Here is a 21924-nt window from a genome sequence, read left to right as displayed (position 1 = left end):
GGTTCACAGAATCTGGTTGCATTATAAAACCACTGATGCTAAAAATCATCTGGTTTCATTATTAAACCACTTACTCAACACCGAGGTTCTCCCATGTCAGATTCCATCCGCTCCACATCCGTCGCTTTAATCACTGGCGCATCCACCGGTATTGGCGCGACTTACGCCGATCGTCTGGCGAAACGTGGTTACGATTTAATCCTCATTGCCCGTGACGTTGACCGCCTGAATGCGCTGTCAGACCGGCTGCAACAGGAACACGGCGTGAATATCACCGTGCTGCCTGCCGATCTGACCCGTCGTGATGACCTCGCCCGCGTAGAAGATTTTATCCGCGCTAATCCGCAGATTTCCCTGCTGGTGAATAACGCCGGTGCTTCGCTGAAAGCCGGTTTTGAGAACAGCGATGCCGATGCTATTGAGAATCTGATTGCGCTGAATGTCACCTCAGTGGCGCGCCTTTCACGCGTGGCGTTCGAGGGTCTGATCAGACATAAAGACGGCGCGATTATCAATATCGCCTCGGTGATGGCACTGACGCCGGAGCTGCAATCGGCGGTGTATTCCGCCACAAAAGCGTTTGTGCTGACTTTCAGCCAGACGCTGCAATTTGAAATGGCTGCACGCGGTTTGTACGTTCAGGCCGTATTACCTGCCGCGACACGCACCGAAATCTGGGCGCGTTCAGGTAAAAATATCGATGAAATTCCGGGGGTGATGGAAGTCGGTGAACTGGTGGATGCCGCGCTGCTGGGCTTTGACCGCAAAGAAAAAGTCACCATTCCGCCATTGCAGGACGAAAAACAGTGGGACGATTTTGAAGCACTGCGTTCGGCGATGGTGCCGAACTTCCTGCAATCCCACGCCGCACCGCGTTACAAAGCCTGACAGTGAGCCATTGACCAGTAACATAAATTTACTGGTCAATGTTGATTTGCTTTGCAAATATGTTAATTCGCCAACTTTGTGAAGTGAATATGATGACTGAATATGTGATTGCTGCTCCACAGACTCCCTCTCTCGCCGTCGATGGCCAGAGCGCCCGTTTTCCCCTGCGCCGCGTGTATTGCGTCGGCCGTAACTATTCCGAACACGCCCGCGAAATGGGGCATGATCCGGATCGCGAACCGCCATTTTTCTTCGGTAAACCGGCTGATGCGGTTGTTCCTGCCAGCGGAAACGTGCCGTATCCGACGCTGACTGAAGATCTGCATTACGAAGTGGAACTGGTCGTGGCGATCGCCAAAGGTGGCAAAAAAATCGCCACTGAAGAGGCGCTTTCACACGTCTGGGGTTATACCGTGGGCGTGGATTTAACCCGTCGCGATATCCAGGCACAGGCCAAGAAACAGGGGCGTCCGTGGGATTTTGCGAAAGGTTTCGATGATTCCGCACCGGCCAATCCGCTGTTGCCGATCAGCCAGACAGGTCATCCTGCCAGCGGTAAAATCTGGCTGGATGTGAACGGTGAAAAACGTCAGCGCGGCGATCTGAGCGACCAGATCTGGCAGGTGGCGGATGTGATCAGCTATCTGTCGCAGGCCGTGGAACTCCAGCCGGGTGACCTGATTTACACCGGCACACCAGCGGGCGTTGGCGCGGTGGTGCGCGGTGATGTGATTACCGGCGGCATCGAAGGTCTGAGCGATTTCAGCTTCACAATCGTGTAATACATTCAGGACGTCTGGCCTCTGGCGTCCTTCTCTCCAATTTTCCTCTGATTCTCTTCTTCAATCATCGGGATTAACTTCTCGAATGCGCAGGCGCTGGACGGGTCGAAAAGCGAAAGCGTTTCAATCTGGCTCAGTAAAATCACTTTGCGGAATTTCAACGCATTGACCGGATCCGATACCGGCGTAATTCCGTGTTCCTGATAATAACGGGCATAGTTATGTTCGACGCGCAGTTCCAGCGTGTCTTTATCGCGATAACCGCTGACCATCGGGATCACCACCACGTTGTCCGACGAACTCGTTTCACAGCGCGCGGTGTGCACCATGCCGATATAGACGCGTCGTGACTGAAGCGTGATAAACACCATATCGCCCTCTTCCATGCACTGATACAGCAATCCTTCCACGCCGTTAGCGCGGGTGAGTTGTTTATACAGTTGCTTGCGTCCGGCGGTATTGAGCCGCAGGCCCGGCGACCAGGTGGTGCGCACCAGACACAGCATCACGGAAACACCCAGCATAATGACCACCGGTGCCTGGATACCTAAGAAACTCCAGTTGATGAAATCGCGATGGTAATGCACGTCCTGATGCAGATGCGGGATTTCGGGCAGCCAGTTAACGACTTCTGAAATCCCCCACAGCGCCAGATACACCAGTGCAATCACCAGCACGCCCTGCAGGACAAAAATGCAGCCGTACAGCGCCACCAGAAAATAAACGTCCCAGCCGAAAGTGCGTTTGAGTTTGAAGCGCGATGAGATGTCGCGGGTGGTATACCAGTACCCGCAGACCATTAACACCATGAAAACGGCTGTCGCCATTACAGCACGCTCATGCGTTTGACGTGGCGGGCGAAATCTTCCTGCATATCCTGATTGGCCGGATTGACGGACGCCGTTCCGTTTTCATCAATCAGAATACGCTCGCCCTCTTCGAGCGTGTTTTCCATCTCTGCGGCACTGAATAACCCGAGAAATTTTTCCGGGCTGGAGAAAATCTGCAACATAATCTTAAGCATAGCTTTGCCTCTCAAAACCAAAGAGTAAGCCTAGTCAAAGGAGAGAGGTGCTGTAGCGCTTTCGGATTTTTTACATGCCGTATATTTTTACCCTGACAGATAACGAAAAAGGGCCACCTTAACGGCAGCCCTTTGCTGAAAATCTCAGACGCTAATTAATTACTTCGCATCCAGACTTTCGTGGTGTGCTTCTTCGTGCGCGGCCTGTTCGGCATGCACTTCAGCGGCACGTTTGCGCAGACCAATCCAGCCCAGAACCAGCAGGATGATCAGCACCGGAATCGTCGCCACGGTGTACGTACCGTTTGGATAGTCAAACGCCATCAGGATCAGTACGCTCGCCAGGAAGGCCAGTGTCAGCCACGAAGTGACCGGTGCCCAAGGCATTTTGAAGGAGACGTCTTTCGCGCGACCTTCTTTGATAGCCGTACGCAGTTTCATCTGGCAAACGATGATGAAAGCCCATGAACTGAGGATGCCGAGTGACGCGACGTTCAGGACAATTTCAAACACCTGCGATGGCACGTAGTAGTTGAGCACCACGCCGATGACATAAATGCCCACGGTCACCAGAATGCCCGCGTAAGGCACCTGCTGCGCGCTCATCTTCGACATGAATTTCGGCGCAGAACCGCCCATCGACAGGGAACGCAAAATACGACCGGTGGAATACAGCCCGGAGTTCAGACTCGACAGCGCCGCAGTCAGTACCACGATATTCATGATCGTGCCGATATAAGGCACGCCTAACTTGCTGAAGAAGGTGACAAACGGGCTCTGCCCCGCCTGATACGCGTTCCACGGTAATAACAGAACCAGCAGCACCACAGAACCGACGTAGAATAATGCGATACGCCAGATAACGCTGTTGATGGCTTTCGGCAGCACTTTTTCAGGATTTTTGGTTTCGCCTGCCGCGGTACCAACCAGTTCAATGGCCGCGAACGCAAAGACCACGCCCTGCACCAGCACCAGCGCCGGTAACAGCCCGTGCGGGAAGATACCGCCGTTGTCGGTTATCAGATGTAAACCGGTGGTATTGCCGTCCAGCTGTTTGCCGGTGCCGAGGAACACCACACCCACAATCAGGAACAAGGCAATTGCGGCGACTTTGATCAGCGCAAACCAGAATTCCATTTCAGCGAACCACTTCACGCCGATCATGTTCATCGTGGCAACAATCGCCAGCGCGCCCAGCGCAAACATCCATTGCGGAACATCACCGAAGGTTCCCCAGTAGTGCATGTAAAGAGCCACTGCGGTGATATCGACAATGCCGGTCATCGCCCAGTTAAGGAAATACATCCAGCCTGCAACGTAAGAGGCTTTTTCGCCCAGGAACTCACGGGCATAGGATACGAAACTGCCGCTGGTCGGACGGTGTAAAACCAGTTCGCCCAACGCACGTAAAATAAAGAATGAGAAAATACCGCACACCGCATACACGATTGCCAGCGCCGGGCCAGCCATCTGTAAACGCGCGCCCGCGCCGAGAAACAGACCGGTGCCGATAGAACCACCAATGGCAATCATCTGTACCTGACGATTGCCCATACTTTTGTGATACCCGTGTTCGTGTGAGTCCAGCCAGCGTCTTTTCGCCGCGTGCTTCGCCTCTGCCGATTTCTTATGAGACTTCATTCGATCTTGTTCTCCAAAAATAACCTTCACCTGACGTCGGGTGCTGCAAGCAAACGATTGCAAGCCTCAACGTTTATGGGGTTTACCCACTGTAGTTTTTTTAGCCGGAACTGTTTTGGTGCAATAACGGCGAAGAATGCTACCTGTTCTCATTAACGGTGGCAAAAAAAACCGTCATAAAAAATTGTGAGCAGTCATATTTCGCACAACGAATTTTGCGTTTGCGTGCGCTACGGGGAGTCTTTCGGCAGGCACTCTTTTCTGACCCGCTCGATATTGATCGACAGATACATGATCTCTTCTGTCGTCAGTTCCCGCTGATATTGGGCAGACAGGTAATCACCGATTTTTTCCGAGCATTGCCAGGCTTGCGGATAGTTGTCTTTCACGGCCACATGCAACGTCATGTCGTCATCAGCCACCACGGTGCGGCTGAGCATGCGCTGGGCGAAAAATTTCAGATGGGTGACAAAGCGCTGATAGCTCAGCGATTCTTCGTCATATTCAATGCGCAGCTGATATTTCACCAGATTGAGGATTTCCTGCATCACGCGGGTGATTCGCTGCACCTCCGGCATCTCGCCATTGAGCTGAGCATTCACCAGATGCAGGGCGATAAAACCGGCTTCGTCCACCGGTAACCGCACGCCGAGGCGCGAATGAATAATTTCCAGCGCTTCCAGCCCGAGTGCATATTCTTTCGGGTACAGACGACGGGTTTCCCAAAGCAAAGCATTGCTGATCGGCACGCCCTTCTTCTGCCGTTCGATGGCGAAATTACAGTGGTCAGTGAGCGCGATGTATAAGTTTTCCTGCAATTTCCCAAGCCGCCCGCGCGCCAGCGTGATGATCTGGTCGCAGGTTGTCATCACTTCCATCGGAATATGCGAAAGCAGTTCGGTCAGATGCGCGACCAGTTCGTCACTCTGTAATTCGAAGATTTTCTCGATTTTACTTTCATCGAGTTCGTCTCCGGTTTTCTTCATAAACGCCAGCCCGCGGCCCATGACGACCTGTTCCCGCTGCTGACTGTTGACGACAACCACCACGTTATTATTAAGTATTTTGGCGATTTTCATTGTTATTCCCTGAAAAGAAAAACCCGATCGTCCGCAGGGATGATCAGGTTTTGTCTGCCGCAGTCTGCGGTTGTGCCGGATAATTTTACCAGATCCGATCCTCAGTCAGACGTAAATTTTGCACTCAGAACGTGACGATGGCCTTAAGTCCGGTCACCCAGGCGTCCTGCGTTTCCTTCACCCCACCCGGCCGGTACCAGTATTGCAAATCCGGTTGCAGAATCAGCCAGGAGCGGACTTTAACCTGATAATAAAGATCAGCGTTCACCGAATGCCCGGACAGCGGCGTATACAGCGGATTGCCATAATCATCCACCTGATAAATCGTGTTCAGGTTTTCCTGATTCTGGCGGTAATGGTTACTCATTTTAATGTACGTCATACCAAAACCCAGCCAGTCGTCGGGGCGCGCATCAAACAGCCCGCGATAGCGCATGGTCGCCGCCTGCGTGTAATGAATGGCATTGCTGCGCTGATCGCCAAGCCCGAGGCTGTAGGACACGCTCATCCCACGGTTCGGATCGTCCCCGCGCTGGGTTACCTGCTGATTGAAACCGGTATACATAAGCCAGGTGCTGCTGTGTTTTTGGTAACCTTGCGGATCCGTAGCGCCGATGCTCTGGGTTTTCCCTTCCGATAAATCAGTTTGCGGCGAGTTGGTGTATAGCAAACCGAAGTTATAAATTCCCGGTAAGCCGTTCACTTTGGTTTTCAGTTCCGCTTCCATCGGCAGCAGAATGCCACGCGCGCCTTTAAGCGAACCGCTCCACGCGTATTTCCTGTCAGACGCATCCGGGTTTTGTTCCATAATGCCGGTTTTCAGCGTCAGTTCCGGCGTCAGCTTGTACTGAAACGTGGTGCCCCAGTAATGTTTATTCCAGTTATACCAGGTCATCGAGTTAGCCGATTTGCCGCCGCACTGGCTGAGCATCTGAAAATCGCACGGGATAATCTGATCAAAATCCTGATTCTTGTTCATCATACCGATGCGCCAGTGCAGTTTGCGGTCATCGAAACTGCGGCCAAACGTCAGCCAGCCCAGACGGGTAATCGACTGCCCGCCCCAGCTTTCCTGCGCGACATCATTAAAGCCAACGCGTGGATCCTGCGTACGTTCTGACGTCAGGTTGTCGTTATGGTTACGGTTAACAATATTTCCTTCGATGGCGGCGTCTGGAATGCCGGTGTACATCTCCAGATCCTGGGTAAACGTCAGCGAGAACTGATCGATATACGCCAGATGTTTATCATGGTTATAACCGCCACCCGCGTTATAAGAGGATTCACTCAGATAGCCGAGCTGATAATGAAATCCGTGATCTTCGATAATCTGCCGGATACCCATCATATCGCCGAGCATGCCTTCGCCGGGCGCTTCAAAGCCTAAAACAGTACCATTCCAGTTGTCCGCTGCATGCGCTGAATGAATGCCCACGATTAAAAAACACAAAGCCAGAACACTGCCTTTTAGCAGTCGGTTATTATTTATTACGTTACAGGTAGGTGTAACAGAATCCTGATAATGTTTCATCTTTATATTTCCGCTTTATTATTTTAGATCATCATTATTATCTGGGAATACATGGCGAGACTGCGGCTTATAAAATAATAAGCCGCAGAGGTTATTTTTTATTTAGAACGTGTTTGTTATAAAAATAAAATAACCAATCAGGAATTTAATGCTGCACCGTTGGAACCAATGACGTCTTTATACCAGAAGAAACTTTTCTTACGACGGCGCTCCAGCGTGCCATTTCCCTGGTCATCACGGTCAACATAGATATATCCGTAGCGTTTGGAGAATTCGGCTTTTGAAGCGCTGACCAGATCGATAGGCCCCCAGCTGGTGTAGCCCAGGACTTCCACGCCATCTTCAATGGCTTCGCGTACCTGCACCAGATGGTCGTTGATGTACTCAATACGATAATCGTCGTTGATGCTGCCGTCGGCTTCGACTTTATCGCGAGCACCTAATCCATTTTCCACAATAAATAATGGTTTCTGGTAACGGTCATAAAGTTCATTCATTAAGAAACGCAAACCGACAGGGTCAATCTGCCAGCCCCATTCGGAACTTTGCAGATGCGGGTTCGGCACCATATTTAATATATTGGCACGCGCTTTAATATTTTGCTCTTCATCAGTAGTCACACAACCGGTCATATAATAACTGAATGAAATAAAATCGACGGTTTCTTTCAGTGCCGCTTTATCTTCTGCGGTAATATTAATTTCCATGCCGCGATCTTTAAAGAAACGCTTCATATAAGGCGGATAAGCACCGCGAACCTGCACATCGCCAAAGAATAACCAGTCGCGGTTTTGTTGCAATGTTTCCATCATATCGGCCGGTTTACAGGTCAGCGGATACAGCATTCCGCCGAGCAGCATATTACCGATTTTGCCATCCGGAATAATTTCATGGCAGGCTTTGACCGCTTTGGCGCTGGCCACCAGCTGATGATGGATCGCCTGATAAATTTCCTGCCTGCTGCTGTCTTCCGGCAACCCGACACCGGTAAACGGCGCGTGCAGCGACATGTTAATTTCGTTGAACGTCAGCCAGTGTTTCACCTTATCTTTGTAGCGGGTGAACACTGTACGGGCATAATTTTCAAAGAAACCGATGGTGTCACGGCTGCCCCAGCCACCGTGTTTTTTCACGATACCGTACGGCATTTCGTAGTGAGAAAGCGTCACCAGCGGTGTGATACCGTATTTTGCCATTTCATCAAACAGGCGGTCGTAAAATGCCAGACCGGCTTCGTTGGGCTGTAATTCATCGCCCTGCGGAAAAATACGCGTCCAGGCAATTGAAGTGCGCAGTACGGTAAAGCCCATCTCGGCGAATAATTTCATATCTTCCGGATAGCGATGATAGAAATCGATCGCCACATCTTTCACGCCGAAATCGCCTTCAACACGTTCCTGCACCGGACCAAACACGCCTTGCGGTTGCAGGTCAGACGTCGATAATCCTTTACCATCCGTCAGGTATGCGCCTTCGACCTGATTGGCTGCGACTGCGCCGCCCCATAAGAAACCGTCTGGGAATTGCTTGTTCATGTGAACCTCCTGGCTCGGGTCGTTATCGTAATAAAGTGAGTAATGGCGTTTGTTCGCTGGCGTCCTGACCGACGGCTGCCGGGATGACATCAAGGTAGTCATCACTGTTGGTAACCAGCACCGGCGTCGTCAGGTCGTAACCGGCATCGGAAATGGCCTGCATATCGAATTCCAGCAACAAATCGCCCTGTTTCACCACCGCGTCGACCGCGACGTGTGGCGTAAAGAATTTGCCGTCCAGCTTCACCGTATCGATGCCGACGTGGATCAGAATTTCTGCACCGTCGTCAGATTCAATTCCGATGGCGTGATGGGTTTTAAACAGCGAGGCGATGGTGCCGTTGACCGGCGAAACCACGCGGCCGGTGGTCGGAAAAATCGCCACGCCTTTGCCCAGTAAACCACTGGCGAAAGTCGGATCTTTAACCTGGTCGAGTGCGATACAAGCACCGGTCATCGGGCTGGCAATCAGTGTCTTCCCGCGGGGCGCCTGTGCAGCATCCTCTTTGGCCTTTTCGGTGACTTCCGGCGCTGCGGTTTCTTCTTTCATGCCGAAGAAATAAGTAGCCAGCGCAGCAAATACCAGCGCAATCAGCGTCCCGGCAATCGCAGCCGTGACGGTTTTATCAAAGCCTGTCGGCGGAATAATCTGCGTGAAGGTAAAGATATTGGCGAAACCGAAGGAATACGCCGTGGTCTGGAAATGCCCGAGGATCGCGGCCCCCATTGCACCACCGGCGCAACCGAAGATAAACGGACGGCGGCGCGGCAGGTTGATGCCGTAAACTGCCGGTTCTGTGATGCCGAAAATCCCCGCACTGATGGCTGAACCCGCCAGCGCTTTAGTGCGGGCATCTTTGGCACGCAGCATCACGCCAATGACCGCCCCGACCTGCCCCATCACCGCCGGTAATAACAGCGGCATCATGGTGTCGTGACCGAGAATACTGAAGTTGTTGATCATCAGCGGCACCAGTCCCCAGTGCAGACCGAAAATCACACACACCTGCCACAGTGCGCCCATGAAGGCACCGGCAATCGTCGGACTGATGTGATACACAAACTGGTAGCCATTAGCCAGTTGCTGACTGGCCCAGGTTGCAACAGGCCCGATAATCAGGAAGGTCAGCGGCACCACCACCATCAGGCAGATAAGCGGCGTGATGAAATTACGCAGTGCAGAAGGCAATATTTTCATCGCCCGTTTTTCCAGCCAGCAGGAAACCCATGCGGCCAGAATTACCGGAATAACCGATGATGCATAATTGATAAACACCAGCGGAATACCGAAGAAATGCTCGCCCTGCGCGCCCGGTTGCTGTGCCTCGAAAGCGGCAATCATCAGCGGATGCACCATTGCGCCACCAATCATCATGGTGACGAACGGATTACCGCCGAATTTTTTACCGGCGGTAAAACCGATCACCAGCGGGAAGAAGTAGAACATCGCATCGCTGGCCGCGAACCAGACTTTATAGGTGCCGCTTTCGGGGTTTAACCAGCCAAGAGCCAGTGCCAGCGCCAGAAAACCTTTCAGGATCCCCGATGCGGCCATGATGCCGATGAAAGGCGTAAAAATACCTGAAATAACGTCAATCGCACGGGCAAACAAACTGCCCTTTTCACCGGTGTCATCGTCGCCGCTGTCAGAAAGCGCACTGCCTTTGACCAGCGCTTCATACACCGCACCAACGTGGTTGCCGATCACCACCTGAAACTGGCCGCCGCTTTCCACGACCATGATTACGCCGGGATTTTCTTTCAGTCCGACGGCATCCGCTTTACTGGTATTTCTCAGTTTGAAACGCAAACGGGTCGCGCAGTGAACCACGCTGACTACGTTTTCCTTTCCGCCCACACCGCGGAGAATTTCATCGGCTAATGTACTGTATTCCATGGTGTTATCTCATCAGAGTAATGGCGTCGTGCACGACATTGCCGTTGTATTTCAAAGGGGCGGCCGGCCCCTGAATTCAGGCCAAAAAAAAACCTAAACTTCCGGCTTCTTCGCGATATGCGAAAAAACGAGAAGTTTAGGTTTTGCCTGTCAGACAGTAACAATCCTGCTTTTCGAAATGAATTCTCTGGCGAATCGCGGCCAGAAACAAGTCGTAATATCCGCCGGATGATGAAATTGTGATCGGCTTCAGATTTTGCGCTCACCGACGCCCGTACCTGAGCGTCAGTTAAGCGGTTTACCGTATATCAGGCAACGATGACATCCGCAGAAACCAGACTCATTGCCCACTCTTCGGAGACTGCATCCAGCTCTTCGCGTGCTTTTTTCAGCCCGGCTTCGCGCGCCGCTTCGTCAGAGAATTGCAGAGGCTGTGCGTCCACAAACCACGGATTTTCCACGCCGATAAATCCAAAAGTGTTTCTCAGCACCGGCGTCATCGCATCCATGTTAGCGAACGGACTGCCTTCCCCGAGATCTGCGCCGCGCGTGGTCACAAACAGCACTTTCTTATCGCCCAGATTCCCAGTAATACTGCCGTCTTCATGAAGACTGTAAGTGACATTGGTACGGATAATGTTGTCGATGAATGTTTTGAACGTAGAAGGAATTGTCCAGTTATACATCGGCATGGCGCAAACCAGCGCATCCGCTGCCATCACGCGCTGACACAGCGCATCAGACTCTGCCAGCACTTCGCGCATACGGTCAGTACGCTGGGCTTGCGGGGTATACGTAGCCTGTACAAATTCTGCTGAAATGTGCGGCTGCACATCTTCAGTGACATCCAGATAATCAATCTCGAGTTCAACGCCTTTGTGTTGCAGCTGCTCAATGAAATAGCGCCCCAGCGCACGGGAATTAGACCACTGGTGAAATTTAGAACTTGCATCAACGTGTAGAATTTTCATGTTTTTTCCTTTTGCCGTGGATAATCTCCGGTGCTTTTAACTAAAGCTGTCTTTTAACTAAAGCTGTTATGACCAGCACCGGATAACTAGGATAATTTTTGTCGTAGTTAAAAATACGCCCACAGATACCCCGCTGGCAAGTGCCAGTGAGAAAAAATCAGAAGAAATTAATCAGAGGATACGACGGGAACCTTTGTCTCCCAGCCAGCGGATGACTTGCTGACCGAACTCAGACGGCGCTTTACGGCCAAACTGTGAGGCCAGCCCGGCCAGCGTTTGTGCTGCGAGCACTTCACGCATTTTGTCATCAGCTTCAATCATCAGCGCATGTATGGCACAAAGGCCAGAACTCGCCCATGACGGCGGATTTTCTTCGAACACCGCGCAACGGTTACGGATTTCCTTGCAGTCGAAAAGCTTTTTGCGCCCGTCGATGGCATCTACCACTTCCAGCACGCTGATTTCCTGCGGTGGCCTCGCCAGACGGATGCCACCCTTCGCACCTTCTGTCGCGATGATAAGCTTTGCTTTATGCAGTTTGGTGAACAACTTAGCGACATAATCGAACGGAACACCCTGAAGTTCTGACAAATCGCGCACGCTGGCATCCGTTACCTTTCCCTGCGGATCGGCGATAAACAGCAGGCAATGCAGGGCGTATTCGACGCCGGCGCTGATATGAGACATACGAAGTTGTGCTCCTAACTAAGACCAGATGACACCTAATTAAACACCAGATACCTGCCAAATAACACTAAAAGCAGGTTTCAGGCCGGATATGCCTCAATCTGATCCTGCTCACAAACCGGAAACAAAATTAAAAAACGTAAAATGCATATTCGTTTCCTCAATTGTTTACCTGCAGTCCATTCTCAATACTTCTGTTTATATTTCGTTTTCCCGCGCGTTATTCCTGCGTTCCCGTCTGATAAAACAAGGAGATGTAAGATGACTCACCTGTATCAGGATGCCTCACAGCCCGTCGCGACCCGCGTCGCCGACTTGCTTGCCCGTATGACGCCCGCCGAAAAATACGCGCAGATGCACGCGTTCTGGCTGATCCTCGACAGTAACGGTAAACACAGAGAACGGTCCGATCTGAGCGATGATTTTGCCGGACATAAACAAACTTTGGCGCTGGAGGAGCAACTGGCGCTGGGTGCAGGACAAATCACACGACCTCTGGGAACGCACGTGGTCAGCCCGGCAGAAGGCGTGCGCGCGCTGAACCGGCTGCAAAAAATGCTGGTGGAAGAAACGCGCCTGGGTATTCCTGCGATGTTCCATGAAGAATGTCTGGTGGGTTTATTATGCAAAGATGCGACGCTGTTCCCCTCTTCCCTGAGCTATGCCTCGACGTGGGATCCGCAACTGATGGAGCAGATTGCTGGCGCTATCCGCGAGGAAGCACAAAGCGTCGGTTGCCATCAGGGCCTGGCGCCGGTGCTGGACGTTTCCCGTGATGTCCGTTGGGGACGTACCGAAGAAACGTTTGGTGAAGACCCGTATCTGGTCGGTGTCATGGCGAGCGCGTATGTGCGCGGTTTGCAGGGCGAAAAACGGGATCTGCTGGCCACGCTGAAACATTATGTCGGACATTCATTCAGCGAAGGAGCCCGCAATCATGCGCCGGTACATCTGGGTTTTCGCGAGCTGAATGACACTTTCCTGCTGCCGTTTGAGATGGCGGTAAAACTGGCGAATGCCGGTTCAGTGATGCCGGCTTATCACGATATTGACGGCCAGCCGTGTCACAGTGACCACTTCCTGCTGACCGAAATATTGCGCGAGCAGTGGGGATTCGATGGCCTGATTGTTGCCGATTACGGCGGTGTCAGCCTGCTGCATCAGCATCATGGTGTCAGCCATGATGACGCCGAATCCGCAGCGCTGTCGTTCAATGCCGGACTGGATATCGAATTACCGAAAGGCGATTGCGCGCAACATCTGGCCGATGCAGTTTCGCGGGGTCTTATCGGCATGGCGAAAATTGATGAGATTGTTACGCGCGTGCTGACAGAGAAATTTCGCCTTGGCCTGTTTGAACAGCCTTACGCCATTGAGCCGCAGCCACAATTGCAACAACCCGCCACGCGTGAACTGGCCTGGAAAGCCGCTGTGCGTTCCATCACCCTGCTGGAAAATAGCGGCATCCTGCCGCTGAAGCCGAAATCCGGTCAGAAAATTGCAGTCATCGGCCCGACGGCAGACGATCCGCTGGCCTTGCTCAGCGGTTACAGTTTTCCGGTGCATCTGATCATCAGCGAAATGGAAGCCCAGACGGAACAGGTCACCACGCCGTTACAGGCCTTGCGTGCAGCTTACGGCGAACAAAATATTCGTTATGCCAAAGGCTGTCATATTCTCGAAAAGCGCACGGCGGGCGCACCGGTCTTTCCGGGTGATGCCGCGACACCGATGCAAAGTTCACCCGTGTCACTGAACACTGCGCTTATCCCGCAGGCCGTAAAACTGGCACAGGAAAGTGATGTCGCGCTGGTGTTTGTCGGCGATCTGGCGGGATTATTCCAGAGCGGCACCGTCGGCGAAGGCTCTGATACGGACAGCCTGCAACTGCCGGGGGTTCAGCAGCAGATGCTGGAGGAGATTGTCGCGACCGGTAAGCCGACCATTGTGGTGATGACCGGCGGCCGCCCGTATTCTCTTGGCGGACTGGAGGAAAAAATCGCCGGGTTCCTGATGGCGTTTGCGCCCGGTCAGGAAGGCGGGCGGGCAATTGTCGACATTATCAGCGGCAAAGAGGCACCGTCCGGAAGGCTGGTGGTTTCCGTGCCGAAAAGCGCCGGTGCTATGCCGTATTATTACAACCACAAACTGAAAAGTGGCGGCACGCCGATTGCGTTCCACTTTGGTGCCAGATACCCGTTTGGCTACGGACTGAGCGGCACCACGTTCCGCTATCACGATTTGCAACTGAATCAGCACCCGGTCGCCATCGACAACGGGGATATTTCGGTACAAATTAAAATCACCAATACCGGTTCTCAGGCAGGCAGCGAAGTGGTGCAGGTTTATCTGCGTGACTGCGTGGCAACGGTGGTGCGTCCGGTGCAGGAGCTGAAAGCTTTTGAGCGCGTTGAACTGGAAGCCGGACAAACCGCGACGCTCAGCTTCAGCATTCCGACTGATATGCTCAATTTCACCGGTCACGCGGGTAAGCGCATCGTCGAGCCCGGTTTTGCCGAGGTGCAGGTGGGATCATCAAGCGCGGATATTCATGCCACCGGCAAAGTGATTCTGGCGGGTGAAGTGCGTGAGTTACCGCGTGACTGGCGGATGCTCAGCCGTTGTGAAGTGAGCCAGTAATTTCGGATAACGAAATGCAAAACGGACGCACAGGGCGTCCGTTCTTTTATGCACTGCAAACCGGTTATTCAGATTCTCTGGTTATCCCGAAGTGCTTGTACGCATGATTAGTCGCCATGCGACCGCGCGGTGTGCGCTGAATAAAGCCCTGCTGGATCAGGAACGGTTCGATGACGTCTTCAATCGTCTCGCGCTCTTCACCAATCGCCGCGGCTAAGTTATCCAGCCCCACCGGCCCGCCTGTGAACTTGTCGATAATCGCCAGCAGCAGTTTGCGGTCCATATAATCGAAACCTTCGGCATCGACATCCAGCATATCCAGCGCGCCGTTTGCCACATCGCCATTAATAGTGCCGTCACCTTTCACTTCCGCAAAGTCACGCACGCGCCGTAATAAGCGGTTGGCAATACGCGGTGTACCACGTGAACGGCGGGCAATCTGATGTGCGCCCTCTTCCGACAATTCCAGCCCGAGACAGGTCGCACTGCGCCCGACGATGTGCTGCAAATCTGCGACCTGATAGAACTCCAGACGCTGCACGATACCGAAACGGTCACGCAGCGGCGACGTTAAGGAACCGGCGCGGGTGGTGGCGCCAATCAGGGTAAACGGAGGCAAATCAAGTTTGATAGATCGCGCGGCAGGACCTTCGCCAATCATGATATCCAGCTGATAATCTTCCATCGCCGGATACAGAATTTCTTCAACCACCGGCGACAGACGGTGGATTTCATCGATGAACAGCACGTCGTGCGGCTCAAGATTGGTCAGCATTGCAGCCAGATCACCGGCCTTTTCCAGCACGGGTCCTGAAGTGGTGCGCAGATTCACGCCCATTTCGTTCGCCACAATGTTAGCCAGCGTGGTTTTACCCAGCCCCGGAGGTCCGAAAATCAACAGGTGATCGAGCGCATCTTTACGTTGCTTAGCCGCCTGAATAAAGATTTCCATCTGCGAGCGCACGTGTGGCTGCCCAACGTATTCGCTGAGCAGTTTCGGGCGGATCGCACGGTCAATGACTTCTTCTTCACTAAAGACTTCGGAAGAAATCAGGCGGTCAGCTTCAATCATCGTTTACCTCACAGCGCTGCGCGCAGCGCTTCTCTAATCAACGTTTCAGATTCTGCACCCGGCTTCGCCACTTTGCTGATCATGCGGCTGGCTTCCGGCGGTTTATATCCGAGGGATATCAGCGCTGCGACGGCTTCGCCTTCAGCGTCAGATTCTTTAGCTTTCGACGCCGATGCAGGTAGCGTGATATCAGTATGATTGTTAAATAGATCACCGTTTAATCCTTTAAAGCGGTCTTTCATTTCGACGACCAGGCGTTCTGCGGTTTTCTTACCGACGCCAGGTAACTTAATTAATGCGGTGATTTCTTCCTTTTCTACCGCACTGACAAACTGCTGTGCCGACATGCCTGACAGAATTGCCAGTGCCAGCTTTGGCCCCACGCCGTTGACTTTAATCAGTTCCCGGAACAGCGCGCGCTCTTGTTTATCGTTGAATCCGTAGAGCAACTGGGCATCTTCACGGACGATAAATTGCGTGAAGATGACAGCTTCCTGACCCAGCTCCGGCAATTCGTAAAAACAGGTCATCGGCATATGCACTTCATAGCCCACGCCGTTGGTTTCAAGCAGCACCAAAGGGGGCTGTTTTTCCAGAATAATGCCTCGTAATCTGCCTATCACGTTCATTTTCCTTATCAGGTCAAAAGCAGCGATGTTTATATCATAAAAAAGGCTGGATGAATATCCAGCTTAATAGAGTTGCGGCGTCTATCGCATACGTCCGCGCGCCATCTGTAACTTGTCTGAGCTGAGTCGAATTGCGTTCTGGCTCATGTGGCAATGCGTGATCGCAATCGCCAGCGCATCGGCGGCATCGGCCTGCGGATTGGCAGGTAATTTCAGTATAGAGCGCACCATATGCTGAACCTGCGTTTTTTCAGCCGCGCCGGTGCCTACAACGGTCTGTTTGACCTGTCTCGCCGCATATTCGAACACCGGCAAATCCTGATTTACAGCAGCGACAATCGCCGCGCCGCGTGCCTGTCCGAGCTTTAAAGCCGAGTCAGCATTCTTCGCCATAAACACTGATTCGATGGCAAAAAAATCGGGCTGAAATTGGGTAATGATTTCCGACACACCGGCATAAATCAGTTTCAGACGCCCCGGCATATCATCCACAACGGTGCGGATACAGCCGCTGCCGAGATAGCTGAGCTGACGCCCTGTCTGGCGGATAATGCCATAGCCGGTAATACGCGAACCGGGGTCGATCCCCAGAATAATAGCCATAGCCAGTCAACGCCTTGTGTTGTCGTTTTTTTTTGGAAAGTTGGGGAGAGTATAAACTGCTGTGGGACAACAGGATAGCCGGCCGGTGGTGACCACCGGCGGCACTGAGATTACAGAGTTTCTGCGATCTCGTCGGAGATTTCACCGTTGTGGTAAACCTCCTGCACATCGTCACAATCTTCCAGCATATCGATCAGGCGCAACAGTTTAGGTGCAGTTTCTGCATCCATGTCGGCTTTGGTCGATGGGATCATGGTGACTTCTGCGGAATCGGCTTTGTAACCGGCCGCTTCCAGCGCATCTTTCACTTCACCCAGATTTTCCCAGGCTGTGAATACATCGATAGCGCCGTCATCGTAAGAAATGATGTCTTCTGCGCCCGCTTCCAGCGCGGCTTCCATCAGCACATCCTCATCCAGACCAGGAGCGAAAGTAATCACGCCTTTTTTGGAGAACAGATAAGCCACGGAACCGTCGGTACCCAGGTTGCCACCGGTTTTGGTGAAGGCATGACGCACTTCTGCCACGGTACGGTTGCGGTTATCACTCAGGCATTCAACCATGATGGCGGAGCCACCCGGGCCGTAACCTTCATAAATGATGGTTTCCATGTTGGTGTCTTCGTCACCGCCCACACCACGTGCGATGGCACGGTTGAGGGTATCGCGGGTCATGTTGTTTGACAGCGCTTTATCAATTGCTGCGCGCAGACGTGGGTTAGAACCCGCATCGCCGCCACCCAGACGTGCCGCTGTGACCAGCTCGCGAATGATTTTAGTGAAAATTTTGCCGCGTTTAGAATCTTGCGCCGCTTTGCGGTGCTTAGTGTTGGCCCACTTACTGTGACCTGCCATAAATATCTCCAAAAAGTCTTAAGTCTTAACAGACCGAATAGTTTACAAATTCTTCAATCGCCTGCTGGTTACTCGGAGACACCGTCAGCGCTGCCGCTGCGGGTTTATCGAGCCACCGGTATGCATGATGTTCGGTGAGTTCCACATCACGCTCATCGGGTAACGCCAGACAGAACCAGTGTTCTTTGTTACGCGTCACGCCGGGAGCATAGCGATGGCGCAAATGCGCAAATATTTCAAAATCCTCGCAGCGGTGGCAGTCCTGAAGAGTCAGGTTTTCACCTGCAATGTCGATACCGACCTCTTCCATGACTTCCCGCTGCGTGGTTTGATTCGGGGATTCCCCGCCTTCCAGACTGCCGGTTACCGACTGCCAAAAATTCGGGTCATCCTTTCGTTGAAGCATCAGCACCCGGCCGGTATTTCTGGCGTAGATGACGCACAGTATCGACTCAGGACGCTTATAGCTCATTAGTTATTCTCTGTATTTGTGTCTGGCGTCACTTCTTTTTTCGCCACCACCGCAATGCCCAGCTCCAGCAGTGAAGCCGGATTTGCAAAGCTTGGCGCTTCGGTCATCAGACACGCAGCGGCCGTGGTTTTCGGGAACGCGATGACGTCACGGATGTTGTCCGTACCGGTCAGCAACATCACCAGACGATCCAGACCAAATGCCAGACCCGCGTGCGGAGGTGTACCGTATTTCAGGGCGTCGAGCAGGAAGCCGAATTTCTCGCGCTGTTCGTGTTCGTTAATCCCCAGAATATTGAACACGGTCTGCTGCATTTCGCTGCGGTGAATACGCACCGAACCGCCGCCGACTTCGTAGCCGTTGATGACCATGTCGTACGCGTTGGCGATAGCAGAAACCGGATTTGCCGCCAGCTCTTGTGCGCTCATTTGTTTTGGCGCAGTAAACGGGTGGTGCATGGCGCTCAGACCGCCTTCGTCGGTGTCTTCAAACATCGGGAAGTCAATAACCCACAGCGGAGCCCACATGTCTTCTTTGGTGATTTTCAGGTCACGGCCAACTTTCAGGCGAAGTGCACCAATCGCGTCAGTGACAATCTTCGCGCTGGCTGCGCCGAAGAAGATCATGTCGCCATCTTGTGCGCCGGTACGTTCGATCAACGCAGACAACAGTTCTTCGTTCAGGAATTTCGCGACCGGGCTCTGGATACCTTCCAGACCTTTCGCCACTTCATTCACTTTGATGTAAGCCAGGCCTTTCGCGCCGTAGATTTCGATGAATTTCGCGTATTCGTCGATTTGTTTACGGCTCAGGGAAGCACCGCCCGGCACGCGCAGCGCAGCCACGCGGCCTTTCGGATCGTTGGCCGGATCAGCAAACACTTTGAACTCGATGTTTTTCATCAGGTCCGCTACGTCGACCATTTCCATCGGGTTACGCAGGTCTGGTTTATCGGAACCGAAACGACGCATCGCTTCTGCAAAGGTCATGATCGGGAAATCGCCCAAGTCCACACCTTTGATTTCCTGCCACAGTTCGCGGGCCAGTTTTTCCATCACTTCACGCACTTGTTCAGCGCTCATGAAGGAGGTTTCCACGTCGATCTGGGTGAATTCTGGCTGACGGTCAGCACGTAAATCTTCGTCACGGAAGCATTTAACAATCTGATAGTAACGATCAAAACCGGACATCATCAGCAGCTGTTTGAACAGCTGAGGAGACTGCGGCAAGGCGTAGAATTTGCCTTTGTGCACACGGCTTGGCACCAGATAGTCACGCGCACCTTCCGGCGTGGCTTTGGTGAGCATCGGGGTTTCGATGTCGAGGAAGTCATGGCTGTCCATGAAACGACGCACGAGGCTGGTGATTTTTGCACGCGCTTTCAGTCGGTTAGCCATTTCAGGGCGACGCAAATCCAGATAGCGGTATTTCAGACGCGCTTCTTCGGTGTTGACGTGGTTGGAGTCCAGCGGCAATGATTCTGAACGGTTGATGATGTTCAGATTGCTGGCGAACACTTCCACTTCCCCGGTCGCCATGTCTTTGTTGAACTGGCTTTCAGGACGCGCACGCACGGTACCGGTCAGCTGGATGCAGAACTCGTTACGCAATTCAGACGCCAGTTTGTAGGCTTCTGCCTGATCCGGGTCGAAGAAAACCTGAACGATGCCTTCGCGGTCACGCATATCGATGAAAATCAAACCACCCAAATCGCGGCGACGGTTAACCCAGCCACACAATGTTACTTCCTGGCCCACATTGGACGCATTTAGTTTTCCACAATATACAGTACGCATAACGGTATCCTTTTGATCCCACTACCCGGCCTCATGGCGCACAGGCACAGAAACGGTTATTGACTCTGGTCGCTCGCCGCAAAACTCAGCAGCGTGTCGAATGGGTTTTATTCAGATCGAAAAAAGGCGGCTATTATAAAGGAATTTCCGGCGAAGGATAAGTGCGAACAGATCAACACTGAGGCGGAAATTCTTTCGTGTTGCAAGCTACACATAATTTAACAAAATTATCTCATTACGGTCTTCCCGTTAGAATAGACTCGCGCAATCCCCTTTGTACACGACGTAAATGATTCCTTTCTCTCATTATCCATATTGAAAACCGGGAGCTACACATGAAACTTGACCCAAAAACCACCGCACTGGTGCTGATCGACTTACAGAAAGGGATTTTACCGTTCGCTGGCGGCCCGCACACCGCGCAGCAAGTGCTGGATAACGCCACTGAACTGACAACCCGTTTCCGTAAACTGGGCGCGCCGGTCGTCATGGTTCGCGTGGGCTGGTCTGATTCTTTCGACGAAGCGCTGAAACAACCTGTTGATATCCCTGCGGCTGCACCGGAAGGCGGTTTGCCAGCAAGCTGGTGGGAATTCCCGGAACAGCTGGGCGTGACAGACAGCGATCTGCTGGTCGTTAAGCGCCAGTGGGGCGCGTTCTACGGCACAGATCTTGATCTGCAACTGCGCCGCCGCGGTATCAAAAGCATCGTGCTGGCCGGTATTTCCACCAACATCGGCGTAGAATCCACCGCACGCAATGCCTGGGAACACGGCTATGAACTGGTGATCGCTGAAGATGCGTGCAGCGCGCATAACAATGACCATCACCAGTCCAGCGTGCAGTTTATCTTCCCGCGTATCAGTCGCGTACGTTCAACTGCCGAAGTGCTTGCCGCTCTGCCAGAGTAACGTTACCCTGATTTTCTTGCCTGAACGCCGCCCGCCGAGGCGGCGTTTTATTTGGAGTCCGGCTCAGAAAACAGGGAGCAGCGCTATGTATATTGGTTTACCGCAATGGCACCACAACGCCTGGGCAAAAATCGGTTTGCGTGATCTGGCCGATTACGCGCGGTACTTCAATTGTGTCGAGGGCAATACCACCTTTTACGCGCTGCCTAAACAGGAAGTGGTGATGCGCTGGCGGGATATGACGCCGGAATCTTTTCGCTTTTGTTTCAAATTCCCTTCCGATATCAGCCATAAAGCCGCGCTGGCAAACTGTCAGGAAAACGTCGACCTGTTTTACCGTACGCTCGAACCGCTCGGTGAACGCATCGGCCAGTTCTGGCTGCAACTGCCAGCCACGTTCGCACCCGCTCATCTCGACCGCTTATGGCAATTTCTGGATGCCCTGCCCGCCGGTTTCGATTACGGCGTCGAAGTGCGCCATCAGGATTTTTTCAATAAAGGTGAAGAAGAACGCGCACTGAATCAGGGCTTACATCAGCGCGGGATAAACCGCGCCATTCTCGACAGCCGTCCTGTTCACAGCTCAAAATCCACCACCGAAGCAGTGCTCGAAGCTAAACGTAAAAAACCGGTGCTGCCGCTGCACGCAGTGGTGACGTCATCGCGCCCGATTGTGCGTTTTATCGGTGGCGACAGTCTGGAGGCCAACCGCCCGCTGTTCAGCCAGTGGATTACAAAACTCGACGACTGGCAAACTCAGGGATTAGCGCCCTATTTGTTTATCCACACACCTGACTGCACCGACGCCCCGCAGCAGGCACGCAGCCTGTGGCAGGATTTGCACCGGCGAATGCCGTCTGTCCAGCCCGCGCCTGACTGGCCGGAACAGGACACCCTGTTCTGAGAATTTTC

General features: G+C 52.8%; 20 protein-coding genes. 5 read left to right on the top strand and 15 right to left on the bottom strand.

Features of this window, described 5'->3' with window-relative positions; genetic code table 11:
* Nucleotides 1-93: 93 nt before the first annotated feature.
* Entirely contained in the window at nucleotides 94-888 is a 795-nt protein-coding gene (locus D6C13_RS14850) for an SDR family NAD(P)-dependent oxidoreductase (protein ID WP_120133499.1), read from the top strand.
* Between the two features lie 92 nt (nucleotides 889-980).
* Nucleotides 981-1670 carry a fumarylacetoacetate hydrolase family protein gene (locus D6C13_RS14845; RefSeq protein WP_120133521.1) on the top strand — a complete coding sequence of 230 codons (690 nt, stop codon included), beginning with the start codon at nucleotides 981-983 and terminating at the stop codon, nucleotides 1668-1670.
* Between the two features lie 5 nt (nucleotides 1671-1675).
* On the opposite strand, the gene D6C13_RS14840 is transcribed toward D6C13_RS14845, so the two are convergent.
* The 9 genes from D6C13_RS14840 to D6C13_RS14800 form a co-directional block, all read right to left on the bottom strand.
* Nucleotides 1676-2497, bottom strand: a complete 822-nt coding sequence (locus D6C13_RS14840; protein ID WP_120133498.1) for a hypothetical protein — start codon at nucleotides 2495-2497, stop codon at nucleotides 1676-1678.
* Complete coding sequence (locus tag D6C13_RS14835) at nucleotides 2497-2694, bottom strand: hypothetical protein (protein ID WP_120133497.1); 198 nt, start codon at nucleotides 2692-2694, stop codon at nucleotides 2497-2499. Before D6C13_RS14835 ends, D6C13_RS14840 begins: the two co-directional genes overlap by 1 nt.
* Before the next feature lie 159 nt (nucleotides 2695-2853).
* Nucleotides 2854-4335 carry an L-asparagine permease gene (gene ansP / locus D6C13_RS14830; protein WP_120133496.1) on the bottom strand — a complete coding sequence of 494 codons (1482 nt, stop codon included), beginning with the start codon at nucleotides 4333-4335 and terminating at the stop codon, nucleotides 2854-2856.
* 230 nt (nucleotides 4336-4565) lie between these two features.
* Nucleotides 4566-5414 (bottom strand): BglG family transcription antiterminator LicT, encoded by an 849-nt coding sequence (gene licT, locus D6C13_RS14825; RefSeq protein WP_120133495.1) that lies wholly within the window; start codon nucleotides 5412-5414, stop codon nucleotides 4566-4568.
* A gap of 124 nt (nucleotides 5415-5538) precedes the next feature.
* Nucleotides 5539-6945, bottom strand: coding sequence for a carbohydrate porin (locus D6C13_RS14820; RefSeq protein ID WP_167458033.1), 1407 nt, complete (start codon nucleotides 6943-6945; stop codon nucleotides 5539-5541).
* Nucleotides 6946-7082: 137 nt separating this feature from the next.
* A complete protein-coding gene (locus tag D6C13_RS14815) occupies nucleotides 7083-8480 on the bottom strand; it encodes a glycoside hydrolase family 1 protein (RefSeq protein WP_120133494.1) in 1398 nt (465 codons plus the stop codon).
* A 22-nt stretch (nucleotides 8481-8502) separates the two neighbouring features.
* Nucleotides 8503-10377, bottom strand: coding sequence for a PTS beta-glucoside transporter subunit IIABC (bglF, locus tag D6C13_RS14810; protein ID WP_120133493.1), 1875 nt, complete (start codon nucleotides 10375-10377; stop codon nucleotides 8503-8505).
* A gap of 308 nt (nucleotides 10378-10685) precedes the next feature.
* The gene (locus D6C13_RS14805) at nucleotides 10686-11348 is read right to left on the bottom strand and encodes an FMN-dependent NADH-azoreductase (RefSeq protein ID WP_120133492.1); all 663 of its coding nucleotides are present in this window, start codon (nucleotides 11346-11348) and stop codon (nucleotides 10686-10688) included.
* 171 nt (nucleotides 11349-11519) lie between these two features.
* Entirely contained in the window at nucleotides 11520-12035 is a 516-nt protein-coding gene (locus D6C13_RS14800) for an RrF2 family transcriptional regulator (RefSeq protein ID WP_120133491.1), read from the bottom strand.
* A gap of 261 nt (nucleotides 12036-12296) precedes the next feature.
* Between D6C13_RS14800 and D6C13_RS14795 the strand changes: the two genes are divergently transcribed.
* Entirely contained in the window at nucleotides 12297-14675 is a 2379-nt protein-coding gene (locus tag D6C13_RS14795; protein WP_120133490.1) for a glycoside hydrolase family 3 N-terminal domain-containing protein, read from the top strand.
* Nucleotides 14676-14739: 64 nt separating this feature from the next.
* Here D6C13_RS14795 and ruvB read toward each other — a convergent pair whose 3' ends face one another.
* From ruvB to aspS, 6 genes are all read right to left on the bottom strand, one after another.
* Nucleotides 14740-15747 carry a Holliday junction branch migration DNA helicase RuvB gene (gene ruvB / locus D6C13_RS14790; protein ID WP_120133489.1) on the bottom strand — a complete coding sequence of 336 codons (1008 nt, stop codon included), beginning with the start codon at nucleotides 15745-15747 and terminating at the stop codon, nucleotides 14740-14742.
* 8 nt (nucleotides 15748-15755) lie between these two features.
* Nucleotides 15756-16370 carry a Holliday junction branch migration protein RuvA gene (gene ruvA / locus D6C13_RS14785; protein WP_120133519.1) on the bottom strand — a complete coding sequence of 205 codons (615 nt, stop codon included), beginning with the start codon at nucleotides 16368-16370 and terminating at the stop codon, nucleotides 15756-15758.
* An 87-nt stretch (nucleotides 16371-16457) separates the two neighbouring features.
* Complete coding sequence (gene ruvC, locus D6C13_RS14780) at nucleotides 16458-16979, bottom strand: crossover junction endodeoxyribonuclease RuvC (protein WP_120133488.1); 522 nt, start codon at nucleotides 16977-16979, stop codon at nucleotides 16458-16460.
* Nucleotides 16980-17089: 110 nt separating this feature from the next.
* Nucleotides 17090-17833 (bottom strand): YebC/PmpR family DNA-binding transcriptional regulator, encoded by a 744-nt coding sequence (locus tag D6C13_RS14775; RefSeq protein ID WP_013575035.1) that lies wholly within the window; start codon nucleotides 17831-17833, stop codon nucleotides 17090-17092.
* A gap of 25 nt (nucleotides 17834-17858) precedes the next feature.
* Nucleotides 17859-18305, bottom strand: coding sequence for a dihydroneopterin triphosphate diphosphatase (gene nudB, locus D6C13_RS14770; RefSeq protein WP_120133487.1), 447 nt, complete (start codon nucleotides 18303-18305; stop codon nucleotides 17859-17861).
* Nucleotides 18305-20101, bottom strand: coding sequence for an aspartate--tRNA ligase (aspS, locus tag D6C13_RS14765; RefSeq protein WP_120133486.1), 1797 nt, complete (start codon nucleotides 20099-20101; stop codon nucleotides 18305-18307). Before aspS ends, nudB begins: the two co-directional genes overlap by 1 nt.
* Nucleotides 20102-20436: 335 nt before the next feature.
* Here aspS and D6C13_RS14760 point away from each other — a divergent pair, with 335 nt between their 5' ends.
* Together D6C13_RS14760 and D6C13_RS14755 are read left to right on the top strand one after the other, a co-directional pair.
* Complete coding sequence (locus tag D6C13_RS14760) at nucleotides 20437-21012, top strand: hydrolase (RefSeq protein ID WP_120133485.1); 576 nt, start codon at nucleotides 20437-20439, stop codon at nucleotides 21010-21012.
* Nucleotides 21013-21097: 85 nt separating this feature from the next.
* Nucleotides 21098-21916, top strand: a complete 819-nt coding sequence (locus tag D6C13_RS14755; protein ID WP_120133484.1) for a DUF72 domain-containing protein — start codon at nucleotides 21098-21100, stop codon at nucleotides 21914-21916.
* Nucleotides 21917-21924 lie beyond the last annotated feature (8 nt).

The sequence above is a fragment of the Rahnella woolbedingensis genome (genome assembly GCF_003602095.1).
Classification (GTDB): Bacteria; Pseudomonadota; Gammaproteobacteria; order Enterobacterales; family Enterobacteriaceae; genus Rahnella; species Rahnella woolbedingensis.
Note: the sequence above shows the minus strand (reverse complement) of the source record. Positions and strands in the feature narration are given on the sequence as shown.